Source organism: Janthinobacterium sp. GW823-FHT06H09 (assembly GCF_058794735.1).
Genome location: NZ_JBXAHC010000004.1, coordinates 303,856 through 317,133, shown reverse-complemented (window position 1 = coordinate 317,133; position 13,278 = coordinate 303,856). Strand labels below are relative to the sequence as shown.

Here is a 13,278-nt window from a genome sequence, read left to right as displayed (position 1 = left end):
GGGTCGTCCGGCGCCTTATTTTGCGGGCTGCCAGCTGTCTTTCAGGGTGACGATGCGGTTGAAGACGGGCTTGCCAGGCTGGCTGTCGACCCGGTCGGCCGCGAAGTAGCCGTGGCGCTCGAACTGGAAGCGCTGTTCCGGCTGGGCCAGTTCCGCGCCCGGTTCCAGCCACGCCTGCACCACTTCCTTGGCCAGCGGGTTCAGGGCCAGCTTGAAGTCCTTGCCGCCCGCGTCCGGCTGCGGGTCCGTAAACAGGCGGTCGTACAGGCGTACTTCGGCGGCAATCGCCGTCGGCGCGCTGACCCAGTGCATATTGCCCTTGACCTTGTAGTTGGCGCTGCCTTCCGTGCCCGACTTGCTGTCCGGGAAATAGTTGCAATGCACGGCGATGACCTTGCCTTCGGCATCCTTGTCAAAGCCCGTGCACTCGATCACATAGCCGTAGCGCAGGCGAACCTTGCTACCCGGCTTGTCGTCGATGGGCGGATACAGGCGGAAATAGCCCTTGTTCGGCACTTCCATGAAGTCGTCTTCCTCGATCCACAGCTCGCGCGAGATGGGGAAGGTGCGCAAGCCCCGTTCCGGGAAGTGCGGGTGCACGGGCGCCGTGCACTCGACGCTCTCGTTTTCCGGGAAGTTGTCAATAATCAACTTCAGCGGACGCAGCACGGCCACCGTGCGCGGCGCCTTCGGGTCCAGGTCTTCGCGCAAGCAGCCTTCGAGCACGCTGTAGTCGATCCAGCCGTCCGATTTCGTCACGCCCGTGCGTTCGCACATCAATTGAATCGCTTCCGGCGTGTAGCCGCGGCGGCGCATGCCCACCAGGGTCGGCATGCGGGGGTCGTCCCAGCCGTCGACGATGTGTTCTTCCACCAGCTGGCGCAGCTTGCGCTTGCTGGTAACGATGTAGGTCAGGTTCAGGCGCGAGAATTCGAACTGGCGCGGCACCGGTTGCTGGAAGAAGCCGCCGGCGGCCAGGGTTTCCAGCAGCCAGTCGTAGAACGGGCGGTGATCCTGGAATTCCAGCGTGCAGATCGAATGCGTGATGTTTTCCAGCGCGTCCGAGATCGGGTGCGTGTAGTCGTACATCGGATAGATGCACCAGGCGTCGCCCGTGCGGTGGTGGTGCGCGTGGCGGATGCGGTAGATGGCCGGGTCGCGCAAGTTCATGTTCGGCGAACTCATGGCATCTTCGCTCATCTTCGCGCGCAGGATGTGCTCGCCATCCTTGAACTGGCCCGCCTTCATGGCGCGGAACAGGGCCAGCGATTCGTCGCGCGGACGGTCGCGGAACGGCGAATTCTTGCCGGCCTGGCCGAAATTGCCGCGGTTGGCGGCCATGTCTTCGGCGCTCTGGCTGTCCACGTAGGCAAAGCCGGCCGTGATCAGGTACTCGGCCATCGCGTACAGCTGGTCGAAATAGTCGCTCGCGTAGTGCAGGTGGCTCTGGCCATCGGCAGTCTTCGGTTCCCAGTCAAAGCCCAGCCATTTCACGCTGTCCATGATGGTGTCGACGTATTCCTGCTCTTCCTTGGCCGGATTGGTGTCGTCGAAGCGCAGGTTGCACTGGCCGGCGTAATCGCGCGCCAGGCCGAAGTTGACGCAGATCGACTTGGCGTGGCCCACGTGCAGGTAGCCGTTAGGCTCCGGCGGGAAACGCGTGATCACCTGGGGCAGGCCGGGACGCACGTGCGCGCCGGCAGCCAGGTCGGCTTCGATGATGTTACGCAAGAAATTGGGCGCCAGCGCTGGCGCGGCGGTATTCGGTTTATCGTTGCTCATTGATCAATGCGGAAGAGTGACAGTAAAAAGCATTTTACCGTACCGCAAGCGCTTTATAAGCACGTATTTGGCCCCATATCCCAGCATGCAAGCGACGCGGGCGCCGTTCTATAGGATAATTCGCCTTTAATTAGCAAACAAAACGTGACCCCGGAGCCATTTATGGAAAATTTGTATAACGTCCTCGGTGTCGCGCCCAATGCCAGCGACGATGAAATCAAGAAGGTTTACCGTTCGCTGGCCATGCGCTTCCACCCCGACCGCAACCAGGCCCCCGGCGCCGAGGCGCGCTTCAAGAGCGTCACCAAGGCGTATGAAATCCTGGCCGACCCGGCCAAGCGCGCCGAATACGACCAGAGCGTGAACCACCGCATCATCATCGATCCGGAAGCGGAAGCCTATGCCCTGTGGTGCGGCGTGTTCCGCCTTCACGGCACGGTATTGCCGGCCGACTAAGCACGCTGGCGGCCGTCCGGTCAGCCTGAATGATTTGAAAAACAACAACAACGGCGCTTTTAATGTAACAGCGCCGCGCATCACATTGGAAAGCACAGCATGAGAAGAGTACACCCTGAATTCGCGTACCAGTCGCGCGAGCTGGAAGGCCAGATCGACGGCATCCTCGGCGACCCGCCGAACCGCAAGAACTATAAAAGCATGGTCGACGCGCTGGTGAGCGAGTACGCGAGCGGCGGCGGCATCGAAGACGTGAACATGCTGGCCTTCGCGCTGGTCGATCACATCACCTTCAGCGACCCGAAGGGCTTGCTGGCGGAAAGCGAAGACTACGAGTTCGGCGACCCGGCCCGCGTGTTTTCCATGGCGACATGCGCCGCGCCGGAAGCGGCGAAGATGTACGCCGCCATCGAAGAGAGCTTCCCCGACCTGGCGCGCCAGGCCATCATCACGGCCTTCCTGCACAAGAACCCGCGCCTGTGGGACGACGACGACCAGTCGCTCGACCAGCTGGCCGCCAATGACGACGGCGACGACGATCACGATGAAGACGAAGCCACCGACGATTTCGCCCAGATGTTTGACCAGGATGGAGATGACCATGGCCGATAATGAACAAAAAAGTAACCTGCCCGCGCTGACGAAACAGGTCACGGAATTGGTGCTGTCCGGTTCGCTGGGCCACGCCGAGCAGGCGTTTGCGGACGCGGCCGACCAGTACGGCGACCTGGCCGTGGTGGAAGTGCTGAGCGCCATCCCGCCGCAGGTGACGGCCCTGCACCTGGCCGGTTTCGACGGCGGCAAGATGTCGCTGGCCACCCTGCTGGTGCCGCCGAAAGCGTGGGCCGACAGCCTGGCCTTCATTGCCGCCACCTGGAGCGACGACCAGATCGAGGATGATCCGGAGCGCATCGCCGAAGCGCTGTTCGCGCACATCCACGGCGTGGTGTTTTCCACCGACGACGCCGAGCGCCGCCGCGAGCTGCTGCTCGAAGCATCCGCCACCGACTGGGGCGCCACGGCGTTCGCCATTTTGTTCTCGATGGCGCCGAAGGAAATCCTCGAAGTGGCGGGCGAAATCGTCATCAAGGGACCGTACGTGACGGGCGTGACTTCGTCCGACAACGACATCGTGCCGCTGGCCATCGAACTGGCGCAAGCGAATGAAGACGGCTGGGACCGCTCGCTGTTCGAACTGTTCCCCGACTTCCGCCACAGCGCCGACCTGGCCGACGCGGAATACTCGGACGATCCGGACGAAGAACCGACCATGTTGCAGCGCAGTACCAAGGAATTGCTGTACCGTCTGCGCAAGCAAGTGCCGAGCACGCGCAGCGCGCCGCGTTCCAGCACGCGCCGCAGCCTGGGCACGGGCATTTTCTCGTAATGAAAGCAGGGAATCACTAATGCTGCCAGCAATTGTTGTAGAGAATCTTCCGCGCCTGGTGCGCGCCATCAAGCTGTTGCCGGGCGACCCGCGCGAAGACGCGGCGCTGAACCTGGCCGACGAATTGACGGGCATCACGGCCATGGTGGCCGAGAAGTTCACGAATGAACGCACGGCCGACGGCATCCAGAAGGCGCTGTACCTGACTGTAGGCGGCGTGTCGCTGGGCCTGGAGCAGGCCGTCACGCATGAAGGCGACCAGGCCGCGCTCGATTTCCTCGTCGAGCACGGCGCCGAGCACGCGTTCCAGGTGGGCTTTCGCCTGATCAAGGACCTGTCGCAGCTGCCCGAAGACGCCCTCGTCGGCGAATACGACCAGGACCCCGTCTACCTGCAGCGCCGTTTGCGCGAGCTGTTCATCGATATTTGCCAGGCCGACCCGAACCAGAACTGGGCCGGCTATGAAAAGTATGCGTTGCAGTTGCAACAGCGCAAGGAAGTGCAAGCCGTCGTGCGCCTGGCCAGCTGGCTGCGCCGCCACCACGACAACGGCCCCGTCAGCGACAGCGATTTGAATGCCGAGGGCGTCATCGCTCTGGCCATCATCTTCGCCATCGAAGGCGGCGGGCGCATCGTGGCGCGCACGGGGCAAAAGGAGTTTGAACGTTTCGTGCGTTCCGTGCGCAAGAACAAGCCCGACTTCGAGGAAGGCTGGGCCGCCCTGGTGGCCAAGGTGCCCGTGCAGCACCATCCGGTGTTGCTCGACCGCATCGCGTCCTACCGCCGCAGCTGCACCGTCGTGCAGAAAATCCTCACGCGGGCCAGCATGAAGAGCCTGTTCGAGGACCTGGAGAATTACGCGGGTTCCGAGCTGGATGCGGATTATTCGTGACCGCTGGTGTCGGATGACGCGGCGGCTTCGCCACCGCTAATCCGACCTACGCCGGCGCGCGTCCTGTAGTCCCGTAGGTCGGCTTAGCTACGGCACAGCCGCAGCGTAAGCCGACACGCCGGCCTACGCTCCCCCTTCCATGGCCGCTTCCTCGGCCAGCTTGACGAATGCCGCCACCAGCGGCGACGTCTCTTCTTCCCGTTGTGCAAGTAACAAGCTGGTCGTCGCCTGCGGGTCGGCGATGGGGCGGTAGCACACGCCATCCATGCGGATGCGGTCGAACGAGGCGGGCAGCACGGAAATGCCGCAGCCGGCCGCCACCAGGCCGATGATGGTCGATGCTTCGCCCGCTTCCTGCGTGACCTGGGGCACGAAGCCTGCGGCCTTGCACAGTCGAAAAATCTGCGGATAAATCCCCGTGCCCGCATCCCTGGGATACATGACAAAGCCTTCGCCCGCCATGTCGGCAATCGCGATGCTGTCCTTGGCCGCCAGCGCGTGGGCGACGGGCAGCACGAGGAACAGCGGGTCTTGCCGCAATTCGGTCAGGCGGATGTCGTCCGGGTACGTCGTTTCCGGCGGGCGCACGAAGCCCAGGTCCATCGTCCTGCCCGAGATCGCTTCCAGTTGATGCAATGTCGCCATTTCATGCAGGGTCAAGGTGACGTGCGGGAATTGCTGGCGGTAGCGGTTGATGACGGTCGCGAAGTAGGGTGTGAACGGCGTGGAAAAGGTAAAACCGATGCGCAATTCGCCCGCTTCGCCCCGCTGTGCCCGGCGCGCCGTGACGGCCGCCTGTTCCGACAGGGCCAGGATGCGCCGCGCATCGTCGAGAAACAGCGCGCCTGCCTGCGTCAGCCGCACGGAGCGCTTGTTGCGCTCGAACAACTGCGCACCGAGTTCCGCCTCCAGCGCCTGGATCTGCTGGCTCAGCGGCGGTTGGCCGATGTGCAGGCGCTCGGCCGCGCGCGTGAAGTGCAGCTCTTCGGCAACGGCGACAAAGTAACGCAGGTGGCGCAGTTCCATATAAGTAATATTTTAAAAGTATGAGTTGGGCCTTGAATATATATTGGACGATATGAGTTGGCAATCCTAAGATGAAGACTCGCTTCCTTTCCGAAACACGGCCATGTCTGATTCATCGCTTGCCTTTGCCCCCGCCACCTCGTCTGCCATCGCGGTTTCTCCCGCCGCACCCGCGCCCCGCACGGCCATCGCCAAGGGCTCGATCGAATTCAAGCGCAGCAACCGCGCCCTGTTCTTTGGCGGCTTTTCCACCTTCAGCCTACTGTATTGCATACAACCGCTGTTTCCGCTGCTGTCGCACCAGTTTCATCTGACGCCCGCGCAAAGCAGCTGGTCCTTGTCCGTGTCGAGCGGCTTGCTGGCCATCTCCTTGGTGCTGCTCAGTGCCGTGTCGGACCGGGTCGGGCGCAAGCCGCTGATGGTGGCGTCGATGTTTTCCGCCGCGATATTGACGATCTTGTCCGCCTTCGCCCAGGATTATGCGCAACTGCTGGCCATCCGCGCCGCGCTGGGCATCGCCTTGGGCGGCATGCCGGCCGTGGCCATGGCTTACCTGGGCGAGGAAATCGAGGGGCCGTCGCTGGGATTGTCGATGGGCTTGTATATTGCAGGCAGCGCGTTTGGCGGCATGTCGGGACGCCTTATCGCTTCCATGCTCAGCGATTTCCTGTCGTGGCGCTGGGCCCTGGGCGTGCTGGGCGTGGCCGGCGTGCTGGCGGCGGCGGAATTCTGGCGCAGCCTGCCCGCGTCGAAGAATTTCGTGCCCACAACCCGAGGCTGGAATGCGCTGCCGCACGCGATCAAGCAACATTTTTCCGACCGGGGCTTGCCATGGCTGTTCTGCCTGGCTTTCGTGCTGATGGGCTGTTTCGTCAGCCTGTATAACTACATCGGCTACCGCCTGCTGGCCGCGCCATTTGGCTTGCGCCAGAGCACGGTCGGTTTGCTGGCCTTTCTGTACCTGATCGGCATCTTCAGTTCCGTCTGGGCGGGCCGCCTGGTGGACCGGCTGGGGCGCCGGGGCGTGCTGTGGATCATGCTGTCGGTGATGCTGTCCGGCATAGTATTGACCCTGTTCGACTCGCTGCCGCTGATCGTCATCGGCATGGCGCTGGCTACCTTCGGTTTCTTTGCCTCGCATTCGATCGCCAGCAGCTGGGTCAGCCGCCGCGCCCGCGCGCCGCAGGCGCTGGCCTCGGCCTTCTATCTGCTGTTCTATTATTTGGGGTCAAGCCTGATCGGTTCGGCCTCGGGCATGATGTGGGGCTTCGACGGCTGGACGGGCGTCATCATCATGCTGGGCGTATGCCTGGGCGGCGGCGTGCTGATCGCCTTGCGCCTGCGCCATCTGCAGCCGCTGGGCGCGCGCGAAGCGGTGGGCTGAGCCCGGCTATTTGGGGCAGTTGCCGATCATCGTTTCCCCCTGCTTGCCCGCGCGCGTGGTCACGCACAAGGTGCCCAGCGCGCTGGTGATTTTATACGTGCGGCTGCCCCTGGCCTCATTCGCGCCCACTTCCTCGATTTTCGATGCCTCGTACCATTTCGGCGGCACGGCCGCGTAGGCTTCGGCAAAGCCTTGCTGCATGCGCTTGAAGCCCGTGTCCTCCAGTTTTTGTTCTCCCCGCTGCGGGAATTCCTTGCGCAAATCCCTGTCGATCTTGCCCACGTCGCGCTTGGCTTGCGCCAGGATATCGGCGGCGCTGGGCGCTGGCGGCGCCGTGATCGCTTCCGCCATTGCCGGTGCTGGCGCCGGCTCGGCGGCGGGCGGGGGCAGGGGGCGGCTGACGGGCGCCGGTATGGTTCGGCGCGGCACACGTTCAGCGGCCGGTTTTGCGCTGCGCAAGGCTATCGGCTTGGGCGGCGCAGGGGGCGTGTAGCGCAGCCAGGCGATGGCCGGGCCCTGCGGCAAGTGCTCGTCAGCGGCAAGGCGGGGGCGCGACTGCAGCACGACATAGGCCAGCCCCGCGTGCAGCAGGACGATCAGCAGCAGGCCGGGAGCGCGGCGGGGCAGGGGGGGCAGCGAGGTCATGGAGGGCATGGTGGTTCAGGTACGCCAATGTATCTGAAGGATTTGATAATTATCTAGAATGTCACAAGCGCTTACAAAAAAATGCCCCATGGAAATTTCAATGCCATGGCGCGTGGCGGGGAACCTTGGGCCGGCCTGACGATCCAACTCTCGATACCATGGGAGGACAGATCATGATGCAGGTAAAGGAAGTGGCACGGCGCTTTGGCGCCATCGAACACGCGATCGGCCAGGCGGCCCAGTTGTGCGGCAAGCAGCAGGGCATGCCGATGGACTTGAAGGATTGCATCAACCAGCTGGACCAGCAAAAGAGCGCCGTGCGGCAAGCCATCGACACGCAGGACGATGCGCGCATCCGCCAAGCCGTCGACCAGATGGAATCGCTGGGCGACCGCGCCAAACGGGCGTGCGGCACGGCGACCAGCGTGACGCCGGAAATGAAGAGCGCCGTGCTCAAGGTCCACGATGAACTATCGGACCTGAAGCATCAGCTCCACTAGAACCCGGCTCTTGCGCGCTACATCTGCCGGAACAGATGGGCATATAAAGGGCTGACACGCAGTTGCGCCGGATGCTGGCGTAGGGTCAGCGACAGCTTGCCCGCCTCGTCGCGCACGGCCGTGGCGATGGCGCTGGCATTGACGATGGTGCCTCGGTGGATTTGCCAGAATTGTTGCGGGTCCAGCTGGGGCAAAAGTTCCTTCAGGCTCGTGCGTATCAGCGCTTCGCTGTCCTGGCACACGACGTTGATGTATTTGTCCAGCGCCTCGAAATACACGACGTCGGCCAGCGCGATCATGCGCACGCTGTTGCCTACGGCCGCCCGTATCATTTGCAGGCGCGGCGCGGGCGGCACCATGGCCTGCAACTGGGCCAGCAGGCGGGCCAGGTTGTCGTCGCCGGCGGCCGCCGTCACGGGCACCGCCGTGGCCGCCGCAGGCGTTGCTGTCCCGCTGGTGCCGGCGCTGTCGCGCAGGCGTTGCTGCAAGCGTTCCACCGTCTTGCCCAGGCGCGCATCGTTGACGGGTTTTAAGACGTAATCGGCGGCCGCGTGCTCAAAGGCGGCCAGCGCATATTCGTCGTAGGCGGTAACAAACACGATGTGAGGGAACGCGATGCCGTCCGGCCACTGTTCTGCCAGTTCCTCGGCCGCTTCCAGGCCCGTCTTGCCCGGCATCTTGATGTCGAGAAACAGAATGTCGGGCTGCAGCGCCAGGCCTTGCTGCAAGGCTTCCACGCCATTGGCGCAGGTGGCAACGATGTCGAGTTCCGGCCATAGCCGGCGCAGGGCATGCGCGAGGGCGGCGGCGAGTATGGGTTCGTCTTCGGCGATCAGGGCGCGCGGGGTGGAACTGGTCATGGCGTGGGGCTCGTGGTGGTGGAGTGTATCGGTAATTGAAGGCGGGCGACAACGCCTGCCGGCGTATTGGCGATCAGCGACAGGCTGGCGGCTTCGCCATGCATGCCGTGCAGGCGTTCGCGGATATTCGCCACCCCCAGCTGCGTGCCCTTGGTCTGGCCCGGATGGTCGAGGCCCAGGCCATCGTCGCTGACGGTAAGCACCAGCGCGCCGCCGTCCGTGGACGCCTGCACGTGGATATGGCCGCCTTCGATCTTCGGTTCCAGGCCGTGCTGGATGGCATTTTCCACCAGCGGCTGCAGCAGCATGGGCGGCACCTTGATATCGCGCAAGGCCTCGGGCAAGTCCAGTGCATAGTTCAGGCGCGCACCCATGCGTATCGACATCAGGCCCAGGTAGGCTTGCATTAGGGAAAACTCCTGCGCGAGGGTGGTGGACCCGGCGCGCGAGGAACTCAAGGTGGCGCGCAGATACTGGATCAGCTGGTCGAGCAGCAGCTGGGCGCGGTCCGGATCAAAGCTGATCAGGCCCTGCAGGTTGGCCAGGGTGTTGAACAGCATGTGCGGCTCGATCTGCGCCTGCAGCAGTTGCAGCTGCGCCTGCATGGCTTGGCGCGCCACGGATTCGGCGCGGGCCTTTTCCTCGGCGGCGATCATTTGCAGGCGGGCAATCTTTTCGCGGCTGGAGAAAAAAAGCACGGCGCCGCCCGTGGCCAGCAGGGTGAACACGAGCGTGCCCATCATTTGCGTGGGCAACAGCTTGTCGAAGCCGCCCACGTCCACTCCCGTCAGCCAGCCGAACAGAACCAGGCCCAGCATTTGCGCCACGGGCACGGATAGCAGGATGATGAGCATGAAGGGCAGGAGTCTGGGCCGCTGGTCCGCGCCCCATAAAGTCAGGCGCATGCCGTCGATCAGCAGGAATGCGATCGTGCCGATGCACATCGAGGCGATCAGGTTTTGTCCGAAATGGCTGCCCGGATTGAGGATGAAGGTAATGACCAGCGCGCAGATCGCGTTCAGCACCAGCGCATAGCGAGAGTCGAGCAGCATGCGGTAGTAGGGAAAGCGGCGTCTGGCGGGGGCGTCGGCGGAAGGGGCGTCTGAGTTCATGGAAGTGTCTGCTGGTAGCGATGGGGCATTGTGTGCCAGCGCAGGCCAGGGCGCAACAGGGCTGCGACGAAACGGTGCCGGCGCGTCGCCATTCGCAACATCGCGCCGCCAAACGGAGCCGCTTTACTTTTCACGATGGGCGCGGGATAGTATGGCAAGACAGTCTTTGCTATAAAGGAATCCTCATGTGGCCCTATCCACGCACCCTGGCGCACCGCGGCGGCGGCACCCTGGCGCCTGAAAACACCCTGGCCGCCCTGCGCTGCGGCCTGGCTTACGGCTACCGCGCCGTGGAATTCGACGTCATGCTGGCGTCCGACGGCGTGCCCGTCGTCGTGCACGACCCCGAGCTGGGCCGCACGGTGGCCGGCAGCGGCCACGTCAACGATTACACGGCCGCACAGCTGGGAACGATGGAGGCGGGCGCCTGGTTCGGCCCGCAGTTTGCGGGCGAGGGCGTGCCCACGTTCGAGGCCGTGGCGGCGTATTGCAAGGCGCAGCACATCTGGATGAATATCGAGATCAAGCCGGCGCCCGGCTTCGACGTGCCGACGGGCGAGACGGTGGCGCAGGCCACGCGCGATTATTTTGCAAAGGAAATTGCTGAAGGAGAGTTATTGCCCTTGCTCTCGTCGTTCAGCATCGCCGCCCTGGAAGCGGCGCGCCAGGCGGCCCCGGAACTGGCGCGCGGCTGGCTGGTCGAACAGATACCGGACGACTGGGCGCGCACGGCGAAGGAACTGGATGTGGTGGCGCTCCATTGCGACCACACGCAACTGACGCGCGCGCTGGCGCTGGCAGTCAAAGAGGAGGGATTGGGACTGTTCTGCTACACCGTCAACACGCCGGAACGGGCCAGTGAACTGCTGGCCTGGGGCGTGGATGGTTTTTGCACGGACAGGATCGATATTATTCCATCCATGGCGTAGGTCGGATTAACGGGGCAAAGCCCCGCGTAATCCGACAACATTGTTGACGTTATTGGTGTTGTCGGCTTACGCGCTTGCGCGCTAAGCCGACCTACGTTTCAAGCGGCTTAGAAAGTCACGCGCATGCCGACGGTGACATTTCGGCCCATCAAAGGCGCCGCATTCTTGATGAATGAAGTGTGGCTGTACGCCAGCTCATTCGTCAGGTTGTTCGCCTTGATGTAGAACTGGGCCGGCGTCGTGCCGATGCGCGTGTCGTAGTTGGCGGACAGGTTCAGCATGTTGTAGCCCGGGGTTGCCGTTTCGAACGCGGCCACCTTGTCTTGCTTGCCCACACGGTAGAACTCGGCCACGCCGCTCCATGCCTGCCAGTTGGCGTCGACCTTCACGCCAAAACGCTGGGCCGGAATGCGCGGCAAGTTGCCACCATTGTTGGCCAGCTTGGCCCGCACGTAGTCGCCGAACACGCTGGCGCCGAACATGGGGTTCAGTTGCTGACGGACTTGCCCTTCCACGCCCGTGAACGTGGCGTCGCGCTGGGCGTACTGGATCAGCTGGAAGCCTTCATGGCTGTCCAGCGTGCTGCCAAAGATGTAGTTGTCGACCTTGTTGCGGTAGGCGCTGGCCGAGAAGGTCGTGGCGCCCGCATATTTGCGCAAGGTCAAGTCGATATTGTTCGACGTTTCCTTGCCCAGGTTTTGATTGCCCAGTTCATACGTGGCCGTGGCCATGTGCACGCCGTGCGCATACAGTTCCTCGGCGCTGGGCAAACGGTGCGTGCGCGAGATGGTCGAGCCGAGCGAATACTGGGGCGCGAATTTCCACACGGCGCCCAGCGAGACCGACGTGCCCTTGGCGCTGCGGTCTTGCAGGGTGGCGCTGTCGACCGCGATGTCTTGCCACTCGTGGCGCAAGCCCGCTTCGAAGCGCCATTGGTCGAGCTTGTATTCTTCCACCAGGAAGGCCGCGTGCTTCTTCGTCACCGTCGGCGCCACGTAGGCTTCCTCGCCCAGGGCGGAGAAATCGCGCTTCGACGTTTGCAGGCCGACCACGCCGCGCCAGCCGAAGACGGGATGGTGTTCCATTTCCAGGCGCGCGTCGTGGCCCTTGTTCTTAAATGTGGTGGCGATTTCCGTGCCTTCGATTTCATCGTGCTTGTAATCGGTAAACGACGCGCGCAGGCGCAGCTTGGCGAAGCCGGGCACGGGGTCGCGCAATTCGCCGCGCACATCCCAGCGCTCGCTCTTCAGTTTCACGTAGGGCACGCTTTCATGCTCGTGATCGTGGTCATGTTCCTCTTCGTCGCCGTGGCCGTGGCCTTCATGACCGCCGCAGTGCAGGTGGGTGCCATGCGGGTGGCAGCTCTCGAATTCATGGTTGTGGCCAGGCAAGCCGTATTCCGCATGCTGGCTGGTGAAGGCCAGGCCCAGGAAGCCGCGCTGCCCCACCCACGACACGCCCACGCTGCCCGTGTCCGTCTTGTTGTAGCTGCCGGCCACTTTGGAGCCGCCTTCCCAGCCGCTGCCGACCTTGTATTCCTTCGCGTCGCGCTTGACGCCTTCCGCGTGGAAGGCGATGTTGCCGGAGCCGCCAGTCACTTCAAAGGCGCCCGCCTTGTCGCGCGCTGCCGAGTTGGCGCGTACTTCCGCGCTGCCTTCGAAGCCCTTGGCTGGCACGCGCGTGGGGATTTTCTTGTCGATCACATTGACGACGCCGCCGACGGCGCCGCCGCCATAGGCCAATGCGGACGGGCCGCGCAAGACTTCAATCTGTTCCGACAGCATCGGTTCGGCCGCGACGGCATGGTCGGGGCTGATGGTCGACGCATCCTGCACTTCGGCACCATCGGACAGGATCTTCACACGGGGACCATCCATGCCGCGGATGATGGGGCGGCTGGCGCCGGCGCCGAAATGGCTGGACGTGATGCCGGGCTGGCCGGCCAGGGTTTCGCCCAGGGTCGCCTCGCGGGCGCGCACCAGTTCCTCGCCTTCCAGTACGGTCACGGGCGTGCTCATGTCGTCGCTGCCCAGGGCCAGTGCGCTGGCCGAAACGGTGACGGCAGGCAAGGTGGCGGCCTGTTGCGCCAGGGCGCTGGCGGGGGCGGCAAAGGCCAGCATGATGGCCAGCGCGAGGGGAGTGGGTTGGTGAGGACGGACGGACATGGGCAAGAATTCCTTTATCAGCTATCGGTGTTGGCAGGGTTGGGGCAGCGCATGAACAGGAAATAGCCTGCCCTAAGATGATAATGATAACCCATTATCATTAATGTGTGGCAGTTTTTCCGGGCAGTAGATACAGGCGG

13 protein-coding genes are annotated in these 13,278 nt (G+C 63.5%); 7 read left to right on the top strand and 6 right to left on the bottom strand.

Annotated elements, in window-relative coordinates; translation table 11 throughout:
- Positions 1 to 15 precede the first annotated feature (15 nt).
- Positions 16 to 1,782: a glutamine--tRNA ligase/YqeY domain fusion protein gene (locus tag AC1Q6X_RS08555; protein ID WP_492496400.1), complete on the bottom strand. Its 1,767-nt coding sequence runs from the start codon at positions 1,780 to 1,782 to the stop codon at positions 16 to 18.
- A 162-nt stretch (positions 1,783 to 1,944) separates the two neighbouring features.
- Here AC1Q6X_RS08555 and AC1Q6X_RS08550 point away from each other — a divergent pair, with 162 nt between their 5' ends.
- From AC1Q6X_RS08550 to AC1Q6X_RS08535, 4 genes are all read left to right on the top strand, one after another.
- The gene (locus tag AC1Q6X_RS08550; protein ID WP_010395442.1) at positions 1,945 to 2,238 is read left to right on the top strand and encodes a DnaJ domain-containing protein; all 294 of its coding nucleotides are present in this window, start codon (positions 1,945 to 1,947) and stop codon (positions 2,236 to 2,238) included.
- Positions 2,239 to 2,337: 99 nt separating this feature from the next.
- The gene (locus AC1Q6X_RS08545) at positions 2,338 to 2,850 is read left to right on the top strand and encodes a hypothetical protein (protein ID WP_492496398.1); all 513 of its coding nucleotides are present in this window, start codon (positions 2,338 to 2,340) and stop codon (positions 2,848 to 2,850) included.
- On the top strand, positions 2,840 to 3,625 hold the full coding sequence (locus AC1Q6X_RS08540; RefSeq protein WP_099410539.1) for a hypothetical protein: 786 nt from the start codon (positions 2,840 to 2,842) through the stop codon (positions 3,623 to 3,625). Before AC1Q6X_RS08545 ends, AC1Q6X_RS08540 begins: the two co-directional genes overlap by 11 nt.
- A 19-nt stretch (positions 3,626 to 3,644) precedes the next feature.
- Complete coding sequence (locus AC1Q6X_RS08535; RefSeq protein ID WP_070313672.1) at positions 3,645 to 4,517, top strand: hypothetical protein; 873 nt, start codon at positions 3,645 to 3,647, stop codon at positions 4,515 to 4,517.
- Between the two features lie 123 nt (positions 4,518 to 4,640).
- Here the strand turns inward: AC1Q6X_RS08535 and AC1Q6X_RS08530 are convergent, their stop codons facing one another.
- Positions 4,641 to 5,543 (bottom strand): LysR family transcriptional regulator, encoded by a 903-nt coding sequence (locus AC1Q6X_RS08530; protein WP_121668642.1) that lies wholly within the window; start codon positions 5,541 to 5,543, stop codon positions 4,641 to 4,643.
- A gap of 103 nt (positions 5,544 to 5,646) precedes the next feature.
- Between AC1Q6X_RS08530 and AC1Q6X_RS08525 the strand changes: the two genes are divergently transcribed.
- Positions 5,647 to 6,927: an MFS transporter gene (locus AC1Q6X_RS08525; protein ID WP_492496395.1), complete on the top strand. Its 1,281-nt coding sequence runs from the start codon at positions 5,647 to 5,649 to the stop codon at positions 6,925 to 6,927.
- 6 nt (positions 6,928 to 6,933) lie between these two features.
- Here the strand turns inward: AC1Q6X_RS08525 and AC1Q6X_RS08520 are convergent, their stop codons facing one another.
- Complete coding sequence (locus tag AC1Q6X_RS08520; RefSeq protein WP_492496393.1) at positions 6,934 to 7,581, bottom strand: hypothetical protein; 648 nt, start codon at positions 7,579 to 7,581, stop codon at positions 6,934 to 6,936.
- A 164-nt stretch (positions 7,582 to 7,745) separates the two neighbouring features.
- Between AC1Q6X_RS08520 and AC1Q6X_RS08515 the strand changes: the two genes are divergently transcribed.
- Positions 7,746 to 8,072: a hypothetical protein gene (locus AC1Q6X_RS08515; RefSeq protein ID WP_070221866.1), complete on the top strand. Its 327-nt coding sequence runs from the start codon at positions 7,746 to 7,748 to the stop codon at positions 8,070 to 8,072.
- Positions 8,073 to 8,089: 17 nt separating this feature from the next.
- On the opposite strand, the gene AC1Q6X_RS08510 is transcribed toward AC1Q6X_RS08515, so the two are convergent.
- Together AC1Q6X_RS08510 and AC1Q6X_RS08505 are read right to left on the bottom strand one after the other, a co-directional pair.
- Complete coding sequence (locus tag AC1Q6X_RS08510) at positions 8,090 to 8,932, bottom strand: LytR/AlgR family response regulator transcription factor (RefSeq protein ID WP_492496391.1); 843 nt, start codon at positions 8,930 to 8,932, stop codon at positions 8,090 to 8,092.
- Positions 8,929 to 10,044 (bottom strand): sensor histidine kinase, encoded by a 1,116-nt coding sequence (locus AC1Q6X_RS08505; RefSeq protein WP_492496389.1) that lies wholly within the window; start codon positions 10,042 to 10,044, stop codon positions 8,929 to 8,931. Before AC1Q6X_RS08505 ends, AC1Q6X_RS08510 begins: the two co-directional genes overlap by 4 nt.
- A gap of 185 nt (positions 10,045 to 10,229) precedes the next feature.
- On the opposite strand from AC1Q6X_RS08505, the gene ugpQ reads away from it, so the two are divergent.
- Positions 10,230 to 10,973, top strand: a complete 744-nt coding sequence (ugpQ, locus tag AC1Q6X_RS08500; RefSeq protein WP_492496387.1) for a glycerophosphodiester phosphodiesterase — start codon at positions 10,230 to 10,232, stop codon at positions 10,971 to 10,973.
- Positions 10,974 to 11,080: 107 nt separating this feature from the next.
- On the opposite strand, the gene AC1Q6X_RS08495 is transcribed toward ugpQ, so the two are convergent.
- Positions 11,081 to 13,138, bottom strand: a complete 2,058-nt coding sequence (locus AC1Q6X_RS08495; RefSeq protein ID WP_492496385.1) for a TonB-dependent receptor domain-containing protein — start codon at positions 13,136 to 13,138, stop codon at positions 11,081 to 11,083.
- Positions 13,139 to 13,278: the final 140 nt, after the last annotated feature.

Excerpts from the sequence above, each read along its gene's own strand:
- AC1Q6X_RS08510 (WP_492496391.1), bottom strand. The coding sequence starts at position 8,932 with ATGACCAGTTCCACCCCGCGCGCCCTGATCGCCGAAGACGAACCCATA.
- AC1Q6X_RS08520 (WP_492496393.1), bottom strand. The coding sequence starts at position 7,581 with ATGCCCTCCATGACCTCGCTGCCCCCCCTGCCCCGCCGCGCTCCCGGC.
- AC1Q6X_RS08540 (WP_099410539.1), top strand. The coding sequence starts at position 2,840 with ATGGCCGATAATGAACAAAAAAGTAACCTGCCCGCGCTGACGAAACAG.
- AC1Q6X_RS08555 (WP_492496400.1), bottom strand. The coding sequence starts at position 1,782 with ATGAGCAACGATAAACCGAATACCGCCGCGCCAGCGCTGGCGCCCAAT.
- AC1Q6X_RS08515 (WP_070221866.1), top strand. The coding sequence starts at position 7,746 with ATGATGCAGGTAAAGGAAGTGGCACGGCGCTTTGGCGCCATCGAACAC.
- AC1Q6X_RS08535 (WP_070313672.1), top strand. The coding sequence starts at position 3,645 with ATGCTGCCAGCAATTGTTGTAGAGAATCTTCCGCGCCTGGTGCGCGCC.
- AC1Q6X_RS08505 (WP_492496389.1), bottom strand. The coding sequence starts at position 10,044 with ATGAACTCAGACGCCCCTTCCGCCGACGCCCCCGCCAGACGCCGCTTT.
- AC1Q6X_RS08530 (WP_121668642.1), bottom strand. The coding sequence starts at position 5,543 with ATGGAACTGCGCCACCTGCGTTACTTTGTCGCCGTTGCCGAAGAGCTG.
- AC1Q6X_RS08550 (WP_010395442.1), top strand. The coding sequence starts at position 1,945 with ATGGAAAATTTGTATAACGTCCTCGGTGTCGCGCCCAATGCCAGCGAC.
- ugpQ (WP_492496387.1), top strand. The coding sequence starts at position 10,230 with ATGTGGCCCTATCCACGCACCCTGGCGCACCGCGGCGGCGGCACCCTG.
- AC1Q6X_RS08545 (WP_492496398.1), top strand. The coding sequence starts at position 2,338 with ATGAGAAGAGTACACCCTGAATTCGCGTACCAGTCGCGCGAGCTGGAA.
- AC1Q6X_RS08495 (WP_492496385.1), bottom strand. The coding sequence starts at position 13,138 with ATGTCCGTCCGTCCTCACCAACCCACTCCCCTCGCGCTGGCCATCATG.
- AC1Q6X_RS08525 (WP_492496395.1), top strand. The coding sequence starts at position 5,647 with ATGTCTGATTCATCGCTTGCCTTTGCCCCCGCCACCTCGTCTGCCATC.